This window comes from Fretibacterium sp. OH1220_COT-178, from assembly GCF_003860125.1.
Lineage (GTDB): Bacteria > Synergistota > Synergistia > Synergistales > Aminobacteriaceae > CAJPSE01.
This window is the reverse complement of record NZ_RQYL01000001.1, coordinates 29,700-46,508: the sequence shown is the minus strand read 5'-3', so window position 1 is coordinate 46,508 and position 16,809 is coordinate 29,700. Positions and strand designations below refer to the sequence as shown.

General features: G+C 60.2%; 19 protein-coding genes and 1 other RNA gene. 19 read left to right on the top strand and 1 reads right to left on the bottom strand.

The window, feature by feature from the left end; all coding sequences use genetic code 11:
• Positions 1–5: 5 nt before the first annotated feature.
• Positions 6–1,535, bottom strand: a complete 1,530-nt coding sequence (rny, locus tag EII26_RS00225) for a ribonuclease Y (protein WP_124887120.1) — start codon at positions 1,533–1,535, stop codon at positions 6–8.
• A 446-nt stretch (positions 1,536–1,981) separates the two neighbouring features.
• Here rny and EII26_RS00220 point away from each other — a divergent pair, with 446 nt between their 5' ends.
• The 19 genes from EII26_RS00220 to EII26_RS00135 all read left to right on the top strand — a co-directional run bounded on the left by EII26_RS00220 (position 1,982) and on the right by EII26_RS00135 (position 16,545).
• The gene (locus EII26_RS00220; protein WP_124887119.1) at positions 1,982–2,338 is read left to right on the top strand and encodes a DUF1622 domain-containing protein; all 357 of its coding nucleotides are present in this window, start codon (positions 1,982–1,984) and stop codon (positions 2,336–2,338) included.
• Positions 2,339–2,372: 34 nt separating this feature from the next.
• An RNA gene (gene rnpB, locus EII26_RS00215) (RNase P RNA component class A) lies at positions 2,373–2,713 on the top strand.
• 305 nt (positions 2,714–3,018) lie between these two features.
• Complete coding sequence (locus EII26_RS00210) at positions 3,019–4,596, top strand: DEAD/DEAH box helicase (RefSeq protein WP_124887118.1); 1,578 nt, start codon at positions 3,019–3,021, stop codon at positions 4,594–4,596.
• Positions 4,597–4,838: 242 nt separating this feature from the next.
• Positions 4,839–5,066, top strand: coding sequence for a flagellar FlbD family protein (locus EII26_RS00205; protein ID WP_124887117.1), 228 nt, complete (start codon positions 4,839–4,841; stop codon positions 5,064–5,066).
• Between the two features lie 53 nt (positions 5,067–5,119).
• Positions 5,120–5,893, top strand: a complete 774-nt coding sequence (locus tag EII26_RS00200) for a motility protein A (RefSeq protein ID WP_199735002.1) — start codon at positions 5,120–5,122, stop codon at positions 5,891–5,893.
• Between the two features lie 3 nt (positions 5,894–5,896).
• Positions 5,897–6,625, top strand: coding sequence for an OmpA/MotB family protein (locus tag EII26_RS00195; RefSeq protein WP_124887116.1), 729 nt, complete (start codon positions 5,897–5,899; stop codon positions 6,623–6,625).
• A 19-nt stretch (positions 6,626–6,644) separates the two neighbouring features.
• Entirely contained in the window at positions 6,645–7,094 is a 450-nt protein-coding gene (locus EII26_RS00190; RefSeq protein WP_124887115.1) for a flagellar basal body-associated FliL family protein, read from the top strand.
• 67 nt (positions 7,095–7,161) lie between these two features.
• The gene (gene fliM / locus EII26_RS00185) at positions 7,162–8,175 is read left to right on the top strand and encodes a flagellar motor switch protein FliM (RefSeq protein WP_342447289.1); all 1,014 of its coding nucleotides are present in this window, start codon (positions 7,162–7,164) and stop codon (positions 8,173–8,175) included.
• On the top strand, positions 8,159–9,265 hold the full coding sequence (gene fliN / locus EII26_RS00180) for a flagellar motor switch protein FliN (RefSeq protein WP_158612056.1): 1,107 nt from the start codon (positions 8,159–8,161) through the stop codon (positions 9,263–9,265). Before fliM ends, fliN begins: the two co-directional genes overlap by 17 nt.
• Positions 9,266–9,480: 215 nt before the next feature.
• The gene (locus EII26_RS00175) at positions 9,481–9,843 is read left to right on the top strand and encodes a response regulator (protein WP_124887112.1); all 363 of its coding nucleotides are present in this window, start codon (positions 9,481–9,483) and stop codon (positions 9,841–9,843) included.
• A gap of 96 nt (positions 9,844–9,939) precedes the next feature.
• The gene (locus EII26_RS13040; protein ID WP_158612055.1) at positions 9,940–10,215 is read left to right on the top strand and encodes a hypothetical protein; all 276 of its coding nucleotides are present in this window, start codon (positions 9,940–9,942) and stop codon (positions 10,213–10,215) included.
• A gap of 19 nt (positions 10,216–10,234) precedes the next feature.
• Complete coding sequence (gene fliP, locus EII26_RS00170) at positions 10,235–10,999, top strand: flagellar type III secretion system pore protein FliP (protein ID WP_342447288.1); 765 nt, start codon at positions 10,235–10,237, stop codon at positions 10,997–10,999.
• Positions 11,000–11,039: 40 nt separating this feature from the next.
• On the top strand, positions 11,040–11,315 hold the full coding sequence (gene fliQ, locus EII26_RS00165; protein WP_124887110.1) for a flagellar biosynthesis protein FliQ: 276 nt from the start codon (positions 11,040–11,042) through the stop codon (positions 11,313–11,315).
• A 57-nt stretch (positions 11,316–11,372) separates the two neighbouring features.
• Complete coding sequence (locus EII26_RS00160; RefSeq protein WP_124887109.1) at positions 11,373–12,164, top strand: flagellar biosynthetic protein FliR; 792 nt, start codon at positions 11,373–11,375, stop codon at positions 12,162–12,164.
• The gene (gene flhB / locus EII26_RS00155; RefSeq protein WP_342447287.1) at positions 12,146–13,276 is read left to right on the top strand and encodes a flagellar biosynthesis protein FlhB; all 1,131 of its coding nucleotides are present in this window, start codon (positions 12,146–12,148) and stop codon (positions 13,274–13,276) included. The genes EII26_RS00160 and flhB overlap by 19 nt, the downstream gene beginning before the upstream one ends.
• A 139-nt stretch (positions 13,277–13,415) precedes the next feature.
• The gene (locus tag EII26_RS00150) at positions 13,416–14,183 is read left to right on the top strand and encodes a hypothetical protein (RefSeq protein ID WP_124887108.1); all 768 of its coding nucleotides are present in this window, start codon (positions 13,416–13,418) and stop codon (positions 14,181–14,183) included.
• Positions 14,184–14,225: 42 nt separating this feature from the next.
• A complete protein-coding gene (pfkA, locus tag EII26_RS00145) occupies positions 14,226–15,182 on the top strand; it encodes a 6-phosphofructokinase (RefSeq protein WP_124887107.1) in 957 nt (318 codons plus the stop codon).
• A gap of 83 nt (positions 15,183–15,265) precedes the next feature.
• The gene (locus tag EII26_RS00140) at positions 15,266–16,114 is read left to right on the top strand and encodes a DUF4392 domain-containing protein (RefSeq protein ID WP_158612054.1); all 849 of its coding nucleotides are present in this window, start codon (positions 15,266–15,268) and stop codon (positions 16,112–16,114) included.
• Positions 16,108–16,545 carry a hypothetical protein gene (locus EII26_RS00135; protein ID WP_124887105.1) on the top strand — a complete coding sequence of 146 codons (438 nt, stop codon included), beginning with the start codon at positions 16,108–16,110 and terminating at the stop codon, positions 16,543–16,545. Before EII26_RS00140 ends, EII26_RS00135 begins: the two co-directional genes overlap by 7 nt.
• The last annotated feature ends 264 nt before the right edge of the window (positions 16,546–16,809 follow it).

Below are 16,809 nucleotides of genomic sequence, written 5' to 3'. Positions count from 1 at the left end.
GCGGGTCACTTCGCGAACTCCGTGGCGCGCATCTCGCGCGAGACGTTCACCTTGATCTGGCCGGGGTACTTCATCTCGGCCTCGATCTTTCGGGCGATATCGTAAGCCAGCTTGTGCACCGTGCCGTCGTCCGTGTTGTTGGAGGAGAGGACGACGCGAACCTCCCGCCCCGCCTGGATTGCGTAGGCCTTGGAGACGCCGTTGAACGCCTGGGCCAATTCCTCTAGCTTCTCCAGTCTCTTGATGTAGGCGTCGAGGCTCTCGCGTCGTGCGCCGGGACGGGACGCGCTGATGGCGTCCGCCACGGAGACGATGACGTCGTAGACGGAGTTGACCTCCATGGTGTCGTGATGGGAGGCGATGGCGCTGACTACCTCGGGTTTTTCCCCAAAACGCCTGGCGAGGTCCGCTCCGATGGAGGCGTGGGGTCCCTCTACCTGGTGGTCGACGGCCTTTCCCAAATCGTGCAGCAGCCCCGCCCGGCGCGCCATCTCCTCGTCGAGGCCCAGTTCGGAGGCAATGGCGCCGGAAATGTGTGCCACCTCGAGACTGTGCGAGAGGGCGTTCTGCCCGTAGCTGAAGCGGAACTTGAGCTGCCCCAGAGTCCGAATCAGCTCCGCGTGCATGTTCTTGATTCCCATCTCCAGGATCGCGGACTCTCCCGCGGAGACGATGTCCTCCTCGACGTCCCTCGTGGCCTTATCGATCAGCTCCTCGATGCGCGCGGGGTGGATCCGTCCGTCCGAGATAAGACGCTCCAGCGATCGGCGTGCGATCTCCCTCCGAATGGGGTCGAAGCTGCTGAGCGTCACGGCCTCGGGAGTATCGTCGATAATCAGGTCCACCCCCGTCAGGGTCTCGAAGGCGCGGATGTTGCGCCCCTCCCGTCCGATGATGCGCCCCTTCATGTCGTCGGTCGGCAGGGAGACGACGCTCACGGTCGCCTCGCCGGCATGTTCCACCGCACAACGCTGCATGGCCGAGACGACGATGTCCCGAGCCTTGCGGTCGGCCTCCCTCTGAGCCTTCTCCTCCAGTTCCTTCAAGCGAAGGCCGATGAGATACTGGGACTCCTCCTCCGTCTTGCGGAGCAGGATTTCCTGCGCCTGATCGCGGGTCAGTTCGGCGATCTCCTCGAGTTTCGCGTTCTGTTGCTGGATGAGAGCCTCGAGTTCCGTACCCCGCTGTTCGAGGGCTTCCTGCTTGTTTCGGAGTTCGTCCTCCTTATGGGAGACCTTGTCCAGCTTGCGGTCCAGGTTCTCCTCCTTCTGCTCGATCTTCCGCTCGGCCCGCTGCAATTCGTTGCGGCGCTCCTTGATGTCCCGCTCCGCGTCCTGACGAAGCCGGAAGATCTCCTCCTTGGCCTCCGTCAGCCGCTCCTTCTTGGCCCGTTCGGCCGCTTCGTTGGCCTCCTGCAGCATAGCCATCGTTTGGTGTCTGACGCCCGTGATGCGCGTGTTGTCCAACGTCCTCAGCACCAGGTAGCCGATACCGGCCCCGGCTGCCAAAGCCAGTATCAAAGTGAGAAATTGCATGGCATTGCCTCTCCTTCTTTTGTTCTCGTTCTGTAGGGACAAGAACGGTTGATGTTTGTGCCAAGTTCATCGTCCGCAAGGGCGCAAGGAAGGATTCTCAAGGTGGTACCTCGTGCTCCGGCGGAAAACGATATGTCGTGAAAAGTTTTCAGGGGGGCGTCCGGGCGTGGACGGTACCCCGAAGATGAAAGGTCTCTTCCGGCACATTCATAAATTGTACATTTCCCTGGAGCGATTAACAAGCTCCGATCGTTCTTTTTTGACGGCTTTTTACGGAGAAAGGGGAATCGGGGAGAATGGGGTGGGAAGTGGTCCAATGCTATAATCGGGGGCGGAGCTCCCGACTGCCTTCCCACGGCAGGTTCTGGTCTTTCGAGGCGGGAGGATGGGGCCGAGCCCCTGGGCTGCGGTCATGCGATCAAACGTTCGGAGGGAGTATGGGAACTATGGAATTCTTGTCGAGCATGAGCCTTCAGGCACTTTACTTGGGCATTCATCTTCTGGAGGCTATGGGGTTCGTAGTCATTCTTGTCTCCGGAGTTCGGGCGTTCTGGGATTACTGGACGGTGAGGACGAGCGAGCGTCTGCATTTCGACCGTCTGAGACTGGCCGAGGGACTGGCCTCGGGGCTCGAGTTCAAGCTGGGGGGCGAGATCTTACGGACGGTCGTCGTCCAGAGTTGGGAGGAGATCCTGGTCGTGGGGGCCATTGTCGTACTGCGGGCTTTGATGGCGCTGATGATTCACTGGGAGATCCGCCACCAGAGAAAGGGGCGCCATTCTTTCGTATCCCGCCACGAATGAGGGCCGCCCTTCATGGGCGTGGTACAATGGTTGGCGAGCAGCTCGGGTAGCCGCCGCGGCCGGAATTGCCGCGGAGGAAAGTCCGGGCTCCGCAGGGCAGGATGCCGGGTAACGCCCGGTCGGCGCGAGCCGAAGGAAAGTGCCACAGAAAACAGACAGCCCTCTTGAAGGGGGTAATGGTGAAAAGGCAGGGTAAGAGCCTGCCGGATGCGGTGTAAGCCGCATGCCTGGCAAACCCCATCCGGAGCAAGATCGAATAGGGGGGGATGAGGCGGCCCGCCGACCCCCGGGTACGATCGCTCGAGGGGCTCCGCGAGGAGCCTCCCAGATAAATGGTTACCGTATACAGAACCCGGCTTATGAGCTGCTCGCTTTTTGAAACGGATGGTGCCATTTCAGCTCCGAATCCTTGGTGTCCGACAGGAGGACGATGTCCGTCCGCGTGGTTCAGTCGCGGTTAGGCGCTTCGATGCGGCCAAACGACATGGGATCGAAGATCTGCGTCCTCGGGAAAGGTCGGCCGCCTGCGTGAATGAAGCCCAGTCATGACTGAGAATCGGTATCGGGCCCTTCGCGGATGAGAGCGCGGAGGGCCTGTCTTTCCGTCGTATTCCCCCGAAAGCGCTTGCGATTGCGCGTGCCTCGGGTGCCAAAATTACGCGAGGGGAGCATACAGTTTCTTGGGTAAACTGGAATTTTACGATTGGCAACTGGACGCATTCTCCCGAATCGAGGGACAAAGTGCCGTGCTCTCGGCCCCGACAGGGTCGGGAAAGACTCTGGTTGCCTATCTTTGGGCGGGTCTGCTGGACCGGGAGGGGCGGGGCTGCCTGCCGGACGCCCGACGTATCGTTTTCACTGCTCCCATCAAGGCTCTGAGCAACGAGCGCTATATGGACCTGAGGCGGATGGGACTGGATGTCGGCATCGAGACGGGCGACTTCAAGCGCAACGAGGGAGCTCGAATCATCTGCTGCACCCAGGAGATCTACACCATGAAGTACGCGGATCAGCCCGACCAGAGGCTGATCGTGGACGAGTTCCATTATATCTTCAACGACCCCGACCGTGCCCGTACCTACATCGACGGGATACGCGCCACGCACCCCAGGACTCCCGTTCTGGTGATGTCCGCCACCCTCGGCGGGGTTCGGTCCGTAGGACGCTATCTCTCCGAGATCTGTTCCCGTGATTTTGTCATCCATGAGAGCAGGAAGAGGACGACCCGCCTGATCTTCACCCCGGATAATCCCATGACGGTGGGGGGCGTTCACGACGCCTTGATCTTTCTGTTCTCCCAAAAGGGGGCGTCCGATCTGGCCTTTGCGATCTCGAGAACGCGTACGCCCCTTGCCCGCGACGCCCGAGAGCGTCTGAAGGAGCTGGCGGGGATTCTGGAGGTGCCGAAGATCGCCCCGCCGCTGCTGAACGGCGTGGGGGTGTACCACGGGGGCATGTTTCCCAAGGAAAAATTGCTGGTGGAGTCGGCCTTTCGCGAGCGCATTCTGGATGTCGTCTGCGGCACGAACGCCCTGGCCCTGGGGGTGAACCTGCCTGCACAGTATGTCGTCTTCGCTCAACTGGTGCAGTATCACCACGACGAGCCCATCTCGAAGAACGAGTTCCTCCAGATGGCGGGGCGAGCGGGCCGCAAGGGGCTGTTCGACCCCGGATTCGTGACCTGGCTCAAGGCCTCGCCCTTCGAGCGGAGGGGCTTCGACACGGGAGAGGTGTTCAGAGCTTTGGTCGAGGCCCCATCCGAGCCGGCGGTCGTGACGCTTCGTCCCTCCTATGGCCGGCTGTTGCGCAAGCAGGCCCTGCCGGAGGTGGAGGCGGAGTATATCGCGGAGTACTCGCTGCCCAGGGCGGATGCCGCGATCGTTCTGGAGATGCTGCGGGCGGGGATGCGCAAGATTGATCGGGTGGTGCGCAAGCTGGTGCATGGAGCGGACCGAAACCGCTACCGGTCGATCCTGGCCGAAATCTGGTACGACGAGATGGACATCGACGAAAATCTGGAGATGGCCCTGCTGTTCTTCGAGGAAGCCACGCCGAGCGCTCTGATGGCCGCACAGATGGTGCTGCCCTTCGAGCGCAACTACCTTCAGGCGCTGCTGAAGGTCAAGCGGTTTGCCAACCGCCTGCCCAGGGGACGCCGTTTCCGCGGGCTGGAGGACCTGAACCGGACCGTAGACGAGATCGACCCCACCATCTACGGCTTCGAGGAGAAAATTGGCGAGATCGAGACCAGCCGGTGAGACGAGGTGGGCAAGAACAACCGGCTCCGACCGAAGGAGGACCGATGAACTAGAGCGGCCTTTGATGATTTTCCCCGGAAAAATTTGTCCCTTCTCGTCTTTTGAGCGTTTTTCGTATACAATCAATAAGGTCCTGCAGCTTTTACGGAGAGGGGCTCCGTTTTTTTGCTTATGGGGCGGCGGCGTTGTCGCTCTCTTCGTGATAGGGACGAACTCCTGCTTCATACCGTGAGGAGAAGACGATGATCGAGTTGCATCGCCTTAATGGCGAGCTTTTTTTGTTGAATTCTGATATGATTGAGACCGTTGAAGTCACGCCGGACACCGTGATACGCCTCTTAAATGGTCATCGCTATGTCGTTCGGGAGGGAGTCCAGGAGATTCGCGACAGGATCGTGGCCTTCAGACGGTTGGCAGGGTATTCCTGCATTGTGGCGGACTCCTCGGCCGAGTCGAGGGACACCGAATAGGGTTGGCGAGATCGCATCTCGAGGATAGAGACTTGGCGAGAGGTTGATGAATTTTGGATCTGACCACTGTCGTAGGTTTTCTTATCGCATGGATTCTTGTCATCGGGGGAATGGCCTCGGGCGGAAACTTGGGGGCCTATGTCGATTTCCCCTCCCTTCTGATCACGATCGGAGGGACGATTGGAGCCGTCATCATCTCCTACCCCGGGGACAAGCTCAAAGCGGTCGGCGGTGTGATCAAGAGCGCCTTCATCTCCAAGGAGCCCAACCTTCTGGGAATGGTGCAGACGATCGTCAGCTTTGCCGAGAAGGCGCGCCGCGAGGGGCTTCTGGCCCTGGAGGCGGATGTCGGCGAACTCGACAACGAATTTATGAAAAAGTCCATACAGCTGGTCGTCGACGGTACGGATCCCGAACTGGTGAAGGCCATTCTGGACACCGAGATCGGGATTCGCGAGGACCGGCATCTCTCCAACAAGTCCATATTCGATTCCATGGCGGAGCTGGCGCCGGCCTATGGAATGATCGGAACCCTGATCGGCCTGATCGCCATGCTGGGCAACCTTCAGGATGTCAGCGCCCTGGGCCCCGGTATGGCCGTGGCCCTGATCACGACTATGTACGGGTCGATGGTGGCGAACATGTTTGCCGTTCCCATCGCCAAGAAGCTCGCCGCTCGATCCTCTCAGCAGATCGTCGCGATGGAGCTGATGGTCGAGGGCATCCTGGCCATACAGGCGGGGGAGAATCCGCGCATTGTCGAGGAAAAGCTCAAGGTCTTTCTGCCTCCCAAGCTGAGGGGCAGCCTGGAGAAGAAGGAGGAATAATCTTTGGCCCGAAAGAAGAAGGCTCCCCCCCCTCCTCCGGGAGCTCCGCTTTACATGGCGACCTATGGGGACATGGTGACCCTTGTCCTCTGTTTTTTCGTGTTGCTTTTCGCCATGTCCTCCATCGACTCTCAGAAGTTCCAGAAGGCCCTGATCTCCTTGAGGGGGTCCTTGGGGGTTTTGAGGGGGGGCGTCACGACGGAGGAATCGACCCAGCCCAACCGGAGCGGGGAGGAGGGGCGGGATGCCGGCTCCGCGCCACGCTTCGAGATGGATACGCGTCATGTCGCCCACACGGTCAACAGTTATCTGCGCGCGGAGGGGCTGGACAAGTCCATCCGGGTCTCGATCAATCAGCGGGGAGTTGCGGTATCGATATCGGATCAGTTTCTCTTCGCCTCGGGAAGCGCGGAGTTGAGGCTGGAGGGGCAGCGTGCTCTCTACAAGATCGCAGCGCTGGTTCGGGACAAGGTCCCGGCCGTTGCCGTGGAGGGGCATACCGATGCGGTTCCGCTGCTGGGGGGGATCTATCGCAACAACTGGGGGCTTTCCTCCATGAGGGCGGCGGTGGTGGCCGCCTACCTGGAGACGGAGGGAAGGATCGATCCCCTGAAGCTCCAGGCCGTTGGTTTCGGGCCGAACCAACCGGTTGTCCCTAACGACACGCCTGAGCACAGGGCCTTGAATCGCCGGGTCGATCTCGTGTTTCTTTCGCAATATCCCAAACGTTAAAGGGGTTGAACGGGGCCGTATGAAACGTATCGTTATCTTCGTCGTGGTGGGGCTGGTGATGTTCGGGGCCGGTTTCGGCGGTGGTCTGCTGGTGGGGCGTACCATGGCGTCGAAGGGCGGAGCCGTGGAGGAGGGGCGCCAGGTCAAGGCGCCGGGGCCCATCGTATCCGTCGGGGAGTTCACGAGCAACCTGGCGGGGGCGGGAAAGCATGTCATCAGCTTTACGATGTCGCTGGAACTTCTGAACGACAAGGCGGCCGAGATCGTACAGGCCCCGGGGTGGCTTCTGCGGATCAAAAACGAGGTCCTGCTTATGGTCAAGGACAAGGTTTACGACGACATGACCAGTGCCGAGGGCGCGTTGCAGTTCGCCGGGGATATCAAACGGTCCTTGAACGCCATCCTTCCTGAGATCAAGGGGGAAGCCCCCATCGTTCAGGTCCTGTTCGAATCCTTTGTGCTTCAGTAGGCCGAACTTCTCGGCCGATGTGTTTCCTAAACGTAAAGGCAGGTGATGACCTCTGGCTCCCGACGTCTTGTCCCAGAGCGAAATTGACTCGCTTTTAAGCGCGCTGACCAGCGGGAGCGTGGACCTCGATGCGATCTCCCAGAACTCCGGGGAGTACAAGATCAAGGTCTACGACTTTAAGCGCCCGGATAAATTCAGCAAAGACCAGCTTCGGGCCATCCAAATGATCCACGAGTCCTTTGCCCGACAGATGACCACGGTCATGTCGACTCTCATTCGTTCCATGGTCTCGGTGGAGGTCGCCTCGGTGGATCAGCTGGCGTACGAGGAATTCGTCAATTCGCTCGTGCAGCCGACGGTCATCGGAACGATCGAGATGTATCCCTTCAACGGGAACATTCTTCTGGAGATCAATCCCAATCTCGTATTCTCGATCATCGACCGGATGCTCGGGGGCAAGGGCGATTTTTCGGGCAAGGTCAGGGAACTCACGGACATCGAAAAAACGGTGACGGAACGCGTCCTGATGCGCATGCTGGAGCTCCTCGAGGACAGCTGGAGCACGGTGGTGGACGTCCGCTTCCGTTTCGAAAGCATGGAGAGCAACCCGTTCTTCGTTCAGATCTGCCCGCCTCGGGACATGGTCCTGCTGGTCATCATGAAACTGAAGGTCGGGGATATGGAGGGGATGCTGAGCCTTTGTTTCCCCTATTTCCTCATGGAGCCGATCGTCGACAAGCTCTCCTCCCAGCAGTGGTTTGCCTCGACGAGTCGCAAGCGGGACGAGGACGAGAGGGACCACATCGTCAATTCGTTGAAGAATGTAAAGGTGCCGCTCACCCTGGAGCTCGGGCACACGGTACTGAGCCTGGCCGACGTTTATGCGCTGGAGCCCGGCGACGTCATCAAGCTGGACGAGACCAGAGAAAGCGAAATTGCCGTCCGCGTGGGGAATCACGTGCGTTTCAAGGCCAGGCCGGGAACCCTGGACGGCCGGGTTGCCGCGGAATTGACCCAGGTGATGAGCGCGGCCGGGCAGGAAGAGGCGGAAGGAGGAGATGAGGATGGACGATCTTCTTAGCCAGGACGAGATCAACGCGCTGCTCTCGGGGGGCGTGTTGGGAGAGGACTCGGGAGCCGGGCTCTCCATGGAGGATTCTCAGCTTCTGGGCGAGGTGGCGTCCATTTTTTCGAATGCCGAGAACAGCGTTTTCGGCATGTTGTCGGGAAAGGATGTCGATACGCTCCTGGAGGACGCGGAGGTTTTGTCCCAGGAGGAGTTTGTCGCGAAGCTGCCGGAATCCCCCTTCGTTTTTCGAACGACCTGCGGAGGGTTTGACGATATCCCGCTGACCCTCGTTGTGGAGCAGCATGGGGCCCTGACTCTTGCGGATCTGATGATGGGAGGAGAGGGACAGGAACTGCCCTCGGAGCCCAGCGAACTCTACCTCAATGCGGCTCAGGAGGGGTTGAGCCAGGTCGTGGGGTCCTCGTTCACGAGCCTCAGCGGACTGTTGGGCGGCCGCCGTCTGATGCCGGAGAATTCCGCGTCGGCTTTGGCTGCGGGGGAGTGGCGGCCCTTTCCCCAGCTTGATGCGGAGGCCAAACTCTGGGTGAGCCCTGCCGATGTTCGGGTGGATGGGCTGAATCCGTTCAAGGTATGGAGTTCCATGCCGCTCGATTCCGCTTTGGCTGTGGCGGCACTCATGCGCCAGATCATGGGGGAACAGACGCCCAAAAGCTCGGTCCCTCCTCCGGACGAGCCACCGGCCTCCGCTCCGCCGATGCGTCAGGCGGAACGGCCGAGTGCTCCCGCTTCCGCCGTGTCGGGGGCGGCACAGCGCCCCGCGCCCGCGGTGGACGTGCATCCCGCCGAATTCCTTCCCTTGGGACACGGGACTTCCGGAGGTGGCAACAGCCGTATCGACATGATCGCCGATATCCCCGTCCGCGTGACGGTGGAGTTGGGAAAGACCCGCAAGAACATCTCCGAGATCTTGGCCCTGACTACGGGATCCGTGATCGAACTGGACAAGATGGCGGGGGAGCCGGTGGACATCCTGGTCAACGGAAAGCCGATCGCCAAGGGCGAGGTCGTCGTGATCGACGAAAATTTCGGCGTGCGCATTACGGACGTCCTGGGGGCGGGGAGCAAAGTCTATTCCGCATGACGCCGGCGTTCGATTTGCCTTTTGGGGTGTGGACAACCTCGTGTCCGCCCGCTTTGTATGTGGGGAATTCGTGATATAATCAGTTCGTTGCGGGTCGTCTTTTCTTTTGAAAACCAAGTGCTAAACCGGATCAACAGGATTTTTTGTCCGAGGTCGAGAAACGGAACACGGACGAGGCTTGAGTTCAGAGAATTTGAGTAAGCGAGGGATGCAGCATGGGCAAAAAGGTTCTTATTGTGGATGACGCGGCCTTTATGCGTATGATGTTGAAGGACATTCTTCAAAAGAACGATTTTGAAGTGGTCGCGGAGGCAGAAAACGGCAAGGTGGGGGTGGCCGCGTACCAGAAATTCAAGCCCGATATCGTGACGATGGATATCACCATGCCCGAGATGAACGGTATCGATGCGGTCAAGGCCATCAAGGCGCTCGACGCCAATGCCAAGATCGTGATGGTCTCCGCCATGGGGCAGCAGCCCATGGTCATTGAGGCCATCCAGGCCGGGGCCAACGATTTTATCGTCAAGCCCTTCCAGCCGGAGCGTGTGATCGAGGCCATCTCCAAGGTTCTTGCCTAGGGACGAGGTAGATTCGTGTCCGGAGCCCGGGCTTTGGGGCGGATCGGGCACTGAAGGAGCGAACGATTGACAGCGGAGGCCGGTCTTTTTGCCTATGTGACTCGAGTCTTGCTTGCGTTGGGCGTCCTGTCGGTCTGTGCCGTCGTCCTGGTGCGCTTCTCGAGGAGGAGAGGCGGCTCGGGAGGGAGCGGTGCGTCCGTGAAGGTTCTGGCATCCTTGCCTCTGGGTAGGGATGTCTTTTTTGTGGTGCGATGCGGACCGGATGTCCTTGCCTTTACCTCGGGCGGAGGCGGGGCCCGCCTGATGGGTAGGTGGAAGTATGAAGAATGGGTGGGCTCGAACGAGGAGCCGTCACCTCGGCAGGAGGGCTGACGGAGCTCGATCCGCGCTTGTGCTGCTGCTTTTTTTGAGCGCGTTTCTCCTTCTGCCCGTTCTCCCGGGGACCGCCTTGGCCGCGGATTTGGGGAGCATGCCCTTGCCGTCGCTGCGGCTTGGGGTCGCTCCGGCCGACTCCCCACAGGAGGTGGCCCTTTCCCTGCAGCTGTTGGGGCTTTTGACCGTCCTCAGCCTGGCTCCTGCCATCTTGTTGATGATCACCAGCTTCACGCGCATCGTGATCGTCCTCGGCTTCGTTCAGCGTGCCATAGGGCTCCAGCAGTCTCCCCCGCAGCAGGTCATCACCGGACTCGCGCTGTTTTTGACTCTTTTCACCATGTATCCCACGTGGAACCGGGTTTACGAAGAGGGGCTTTCGCCTTATCTGGCCAGGAACGTCTCCGCCGAGCAGGCCTGGAAGAACTCGATCTCGCCGGTACGGGAGTTCATGTTCCGCTACACGCGGCAGGAGGAGCTTTCCCTGATGATCTCCATGGCCAAACTGGATCAGCCCGAGTCAACGGATCACGTTCCGACCCGCGTACTGGTTCCGGCCTTCATGTTGAGCGAGCTGAAGACGGCCTTTCAGATGGGGGTGGTCATCTACATCCCCTTTCTCGTCGTGGATATGGTGGTCTCGAGCGTCCTGCTGGCGATGGGCATGATGATGCTTCCGCCCATGATGGTGTCCCTGCCCTTCAAGCTGTTGCTTTTCGTCATGGCGGACGGCTGGAATCTGGTCGTGCTCAGTCTTCTGAAGAGCTTTACGAACGTCCTTTAGCTCTTGGGTGCTACGGAGCCCTGACGGTGGAGGAGAGAACATGCCTGTGACGACCCTCAGCCTGTACGATACCATGAGCGGCGCGATCTGGACCATGCTGGCGGTCGCCATGCCCATACTGCTGGTGGCCATGGTCGTGGGGCTGCTCATCGGCATCCTTCAGACGGCGACGTCCATTCAGGAGCAGACGCTGATCTTCATCCCCAAGATTCTGGCCGTCTTTCTCTGCATCGTCCTGTTGGGGCCGTGGATTGGCGCCAGATTACTCGTGATGACCCGGGAGATTCTGAGTCAGCTGGAACGCTTCATCCAGTGACTTCGGGGCCTGGTATCGACGCGGCACCAAGAACGAGGGGAGCGAGGAGGATGCGCAATGGGAGAGGTTGAGCTGCCAACCCGGCTTCTTTTCGTCTACCTGCTTATACACCTTCGTTTCGTCGGGATGGTTTTTGCGTCGCCGCTCTTTGCCGCGACGATGTCCCCGTTGCCCTTTCGGTATCTCTGCGCGGTCCTCTTGACCGTCGTCTCCATCGGTGCGGTGTCCGGCGAGGTTTCCGTGATGCTGTTTGAGAATCCCCTTTCGCTTTCCCTCTTGGCGTTGCGAGAGATCCTGGTTGGGATTGCCATCGGGCTTCTGGCCTCGCTGCCCCTGGTCGCTCTGCGGGTTGCGGGGGAACAGGCCGGCATGGCGATGGGGTTCTCCATGGCTCTGGTCGTCGACCCCATGACGCAGAGCCAGGGATCCGTTTTGGGGCAGCTGTACTTCCTGGTCGGGATGTGGTTTTATTTTCGCTGGAACGGACACCTTCTGATGGTCCGGTCCGTTGTGGAGAGCCTGACCCTGGTTCCGCTGGGGCGGCTCAACCCCTTCCCCTCCGGGGACATGTCGCTGGGAGCCTGGATTCAAGGGCTCTTCGTGCTGGGCATGCGCATCGTCATCCCATTCTACTGTGCCCTGGTGCTCGCTGATGTGGGGCTGGGGTTTCTTGCGCGGACGGTGCCGCAGATGAACATCTTCGTGTTGGGGCTTCCCGTGAAGGTCGCCCTGGGTTTTTTGGTCCTTGCCGTCGCCCTGCCGCTGACCGTGGATCTGATCTACGTGCAGCTCGAACGGTGGATAGAATTTTCTCTGGCGGGCGCCCTGGTGTGGCGGGGAGCACCGTGATTCGCTTCCCGGCGGGGCCCCCTCCCTCGGTCAGGAGCGTTCCTTTCGACGTTCAGTTTTTTGCTCAGGAAAGGACCGAGCCGGCGACTCCCAAAAAGCGCCAGAAGGTCCGATCGGAGGGCAGGGTCTGCTCGAGCAAGGATTTGACGGCCGCTGTCGAGATTCTGACCGGCCTAGTGGCGCTGCTTCTGTTGGGGCCGTTCATTTATGGGCTTTTGTTCGGGCTTCTTCAGCTCTCCATCCGCTTTATGGGGGACGGGCTGCTGATGCGCGAGGGGTGGTTCCGCTCGATCTTCATCGAAGCTGTCAAAAACTACTTTTTTTCCTGGCTGCCTCTCGGTTTGCTTGTGGTCGTCCTGGCCGTGGCGGTGGTTGTCTGGCAGGTGGGGTGGACGATCACGGTCGAACCCTTTAAGCTCAACTTGGGGCGTCTCAACCCGATATCGGGGATGAAAAAGATTCTCTCCCTGCGCTCCCTGGTGGAGCTCCTCAAGGGATTGCTCAAGGCCGCGGTGTTTGCCCTCGTGATCTATGCGGCCATCAAGGACTATCTGCCCGTTTCCCTGAGGGCCATGCAGCTTTCTCTGGGACACGGAAGCGTCGCCTTCTGGAACATGCTCTGGTCCCTTGCGATGCGTTTGGCCGTTATGTTGCTCATCATGGCCCTGGTCGATTATATGTACCAGAAGTGGGAGTTCGAGCGGTCGATCCGCATGAGCCGTCAGGAGATCAAGGAGGAGTATCGCCAGATGGAGGGCGACCCTCAGATCAAGAGCAAGATCCGTCAGAAGCAGCGGGAGCTGGCAAAAAAGCGGATGATGGCCTCGGTGCCCAAGGCCGATGTGGTCATAACCAACCCCACGACCCTCGCCGTGGCATTGGAGTACGATCGGGAGCTCATGAGCGCCCCTCAGGTCGTGGCCAAGGGGCGCGGGGTTGTGGCCCGGAGGATTCGTGAGGTGGCTCAGGCTCATGGGGTGCCGGTCATCGAGGACAAGCCTCTTGCCTGGGCGCTCTTTGAAGGGGTCGAGATCGGAGAGGAGATCTCCGAGGAGCTTTATCGGGGCGTCGCGGAGATTCTGGCGATGGTCTATCGCCTGCGGGCGGGGTAGCCGAAGGGCGCCAGTAGGTGTCGGACTCGTTTGTTTCCTCGTCTCCTGTTGTATAATCACACGGGGACGTCGAATTTTAGAGTCTCGTGTCGCGGAAAACCTCGCGGGCGCGGCCCTGAGCCGGGAAAGGAATGTACAGATGCACATCAGGACTTTTTTTACGAGAAAAATTTGGGGGGCGGCACTGGCCTTTTGTCTCGTGGCCCTGTCCGCCTGGGCCGTAGACAACGACGCCATACTGAAGAAATGGACGCGGACCAATTCGTTTTCAGAGAAGACCGGGCTGCAGACGGTGGACCTGAAGGTCACCTACTATTCGGCGGAATACATCGAGGCCCTGGTTCGTTCGGAGGCGGAAAAAAACCTCTGGACGAAGGACGAGATGGAGAACTACAAGTACACCTTGCTGAAGACCCTGAATCTGCACGAATCCATCGCCTTTCACCTGGATCTCAACGTGACGGGGGTGCCCATGTACGCTCAGCCGTTCGACCGGCACCTGACGCTCTTCATCGGAAAGAAGCGCTACAGCCCCTCCGATTATGACAAGCGTTTCAATTTCAAGATCTCCGGAAGGCGGGATGGGATGGTCTCCTTCCCGCGTTACGATCCCAAGACGGGCAAGGACATCCTGGAGGGGGCCAAGGACATCCGCCTCTCACTCAGCGGTTCCGTAAGCCAGGCGACCACAGCCAGGGGGGACGTCCTCTGGGTCTGGGATATCTCGAAGGACAATCCGGATGCTCTTGGGACCGGCAAGGCCATGGATCGCCTCGAGCTCGACCGTTTGATCAAGCGTATGGAAAAACTGAACGCCGACCGGCAGGAACTTCAGACGCAGATCGACGCTCTCGATAAGGAGCTCGGTGAGGTTGGCGCCCGCATAGACGAGCTGCAGGCTCGCTGATGGCTGAGAGCTCGCTTGAGGCTCTGGAAGGGAGAGGCTGACGTGAAGCGCATCGCCGTACTGACCAGCGGAGGGGATTCTCCCGGCATGAACGCGGCCATTCGTGCGGTGGCCCGCACCTGTTTCTTCAACGACAAGGAGTGCGTCGGCGTCATGAGGGGCTATGAGGGATTGATAGAGGGGGATTTTCTGCCTCTATCCCGCTCCTCGGTCGGGGGGATCATCCATCGCGGAGGGACGATTCTCAAGACGGCCCGCAGCGAGAGGTTCATGAAGCCCGAGGGGCGGGCCGAGGCCATGGCCAGAATGCGGGAGGCCGGGATTGACGGCTTGGTCGTGATCGGGGGCGACGGTTCCTTTCATGGAGCCAAGGCGCTGCACGACATGGGAATGCCGGTCATCGGCATTCCCGGGACCATCGACAACGACGTGGCCGGGACGGATGAGACGATCGGTTTCGATACCGCGGTCAACACGGCGCTCGAGGCCGTCATTCGGCTCCGCGATACGGCCTCCAGTCACGACCGTCTGTTCATCGTCGAGGTGATGGGGCGAAACGCCGGGTTCCTGGCGCTCGAGATTGCCGTGGCTTCGGGGGCGGAGTACGTGGTCGTGCCCGAGCTTCCCCTGAGCATCGGAAACCTCTGCCAGCGACTTCGGCTCTCTCACGAGAAACGGAAGAGCCATACGCTCATCATCCTGGCCGAGGGCGTGATGTCCGCCAGCGAGATGCGGAACAAGCTCCACGACACGGGGGGCTATGACGCCCGTGTGACCGTTTTGGGGTATATCCAGAGGGGGGGGAGCCCCACCTCCTTCGACGTGCTTTTGGCCTCCCGGATGGGGGCTTACGCCACCGAATCCTTGTTGATCGGGAAGTCGGGCTACATGGTGGGGAACGTGAATCATCGCATGGTTCTGAGCGATCTGGAGCGTTCCTGGAGCGAACACAAGACCCTCAGCCCGGAGCTTTTGGGGTTGGTCGACAAACTGAACTGACGCTTTTCCGCAGGGTCGAGATGTCTCCTCGTTCGCTTGCCCATTCATCCAGCCCGCTGCTCCCGGGGGCGAACCTAGTTGCGTTGCAGCGCATCGTCGCCTCCGACCGGGGAGGGCGAGGTGCGTCCCTGCTCTGCAGTCCGTCGCTCTGGGAGAGGGCGTTGGCCCTCTGTTCGGATGCAGACGACGTCGCCATTGTCACGGGGTTCTTCATCCCATCCGCCGGGGCTCCCGAGACGGATGGGCCCCTTGGGGCCGTCATTCTTGGGAGAGCTCTCGAACTTCTGGGCAAGAGGGTTTTTCTGGTGACGGACGAGCGCAATTTCCCCGCCCTGCTCGCCTGCTCGAAAAGCGTCGATGGGCCGTCCGCCCTCTGCCTTGCGGAGCCGGACTTTTCGTCGGTCGCGAATACGGACCTCCTGGTCTTTCTGGAGCGGCCGGGGAAGGCCAAGGACGGGCGCCACTACAACATGAGGGGCGAGGATATCAGCTCTGACATCGTCCCCTTGGACGATCTGGCTTTCGTAGCGCTGGGGGCGGGGATTCCGGTCCTGGGGATCGGAGACGGCGGCAACGAAGCCGGGATGGGGGCCTTGTACGAGCCTCTGTCGGGACTTCTGCCCGATTATGCTCCGTTTCTTTCCCTCGTTCCCGCGACGGTATGCCTTCCCGTGGATGTCTCCAATTGGGGGGGATATGCCCTTTCGGCGCTTTTATCGGTCCGCTCCGGCCGCTGGCTGGGTCTGCGCGACGGCGAGGAGGAGCGGATGCTTTCGGCGCTCCGGGAGGAGGGGGCGGTGGACGGCGTTTTGGGCGTCGCCGGCCTCTCCGTAGACGGTTTTTCTCTCGGCGACCTGACCTCGGTTGCGTCACAAATCCGGGGATGGTACGAGGAACAGGGCTCATTTTCTCCTGAGTCGGCATCATGTTGAAAAAGCACAAGCCCTTCTTGCTGCTTCCCGTTCTTTTCACCCTGGTGCTGCTTCTGCTTTCATTTCTGATCGTCAGGCGGAACAGCGTCAGGCTCGGCGAGAACTTCCAGGTATCCAACGTGACGGTCAACGTCGATTTGCAGGATAGGAGGTTCCTGACGGGAACGATATCCCGTTTCCCCTACGGGGCAAGGCAGGTCTGTCTGCGTTTCGACTACGACCGCGCCGACCAGGGCAGCGAAATTCAGGTCGTTTGGCGTTGGGGGGACAGGGTCGTTCAGGCGGAGACCTACCCTTTGCCGGCTCCCTCGGGGTCCAGGATGTATTGCCTGCTTCAGGAGAGCGGCGTGCCTCTGCCGCGGGGAGGCTATACCGTCGGCCTCCAGTACCGTTCCGAGGCGATACCGGAGTTCCATTTCGAGATCTATTGAGTCCGTGTGCGCCCCTTTCGGAGGGTGGGCGACATGTTGCTTCGCATCGGAGTGGTTTTGCCCGTGGCATCCCCTTTCTAAATTTTCCGCTTTTTTGTCGTCGCTCGTGGGTTGGTGCGGCTCGGGGTTCTTTCCTTTCATGAAACCGGAGTGAGCGCGAGGAGGGGGCGCAAAGCGTGCGGAAGACCGGAAGTTTCGCGTCCGGATGCCTCCTGCACGGCGGATTGGGGATTATCGTAATCGTTGGAGTTTTTCAAGAAAATG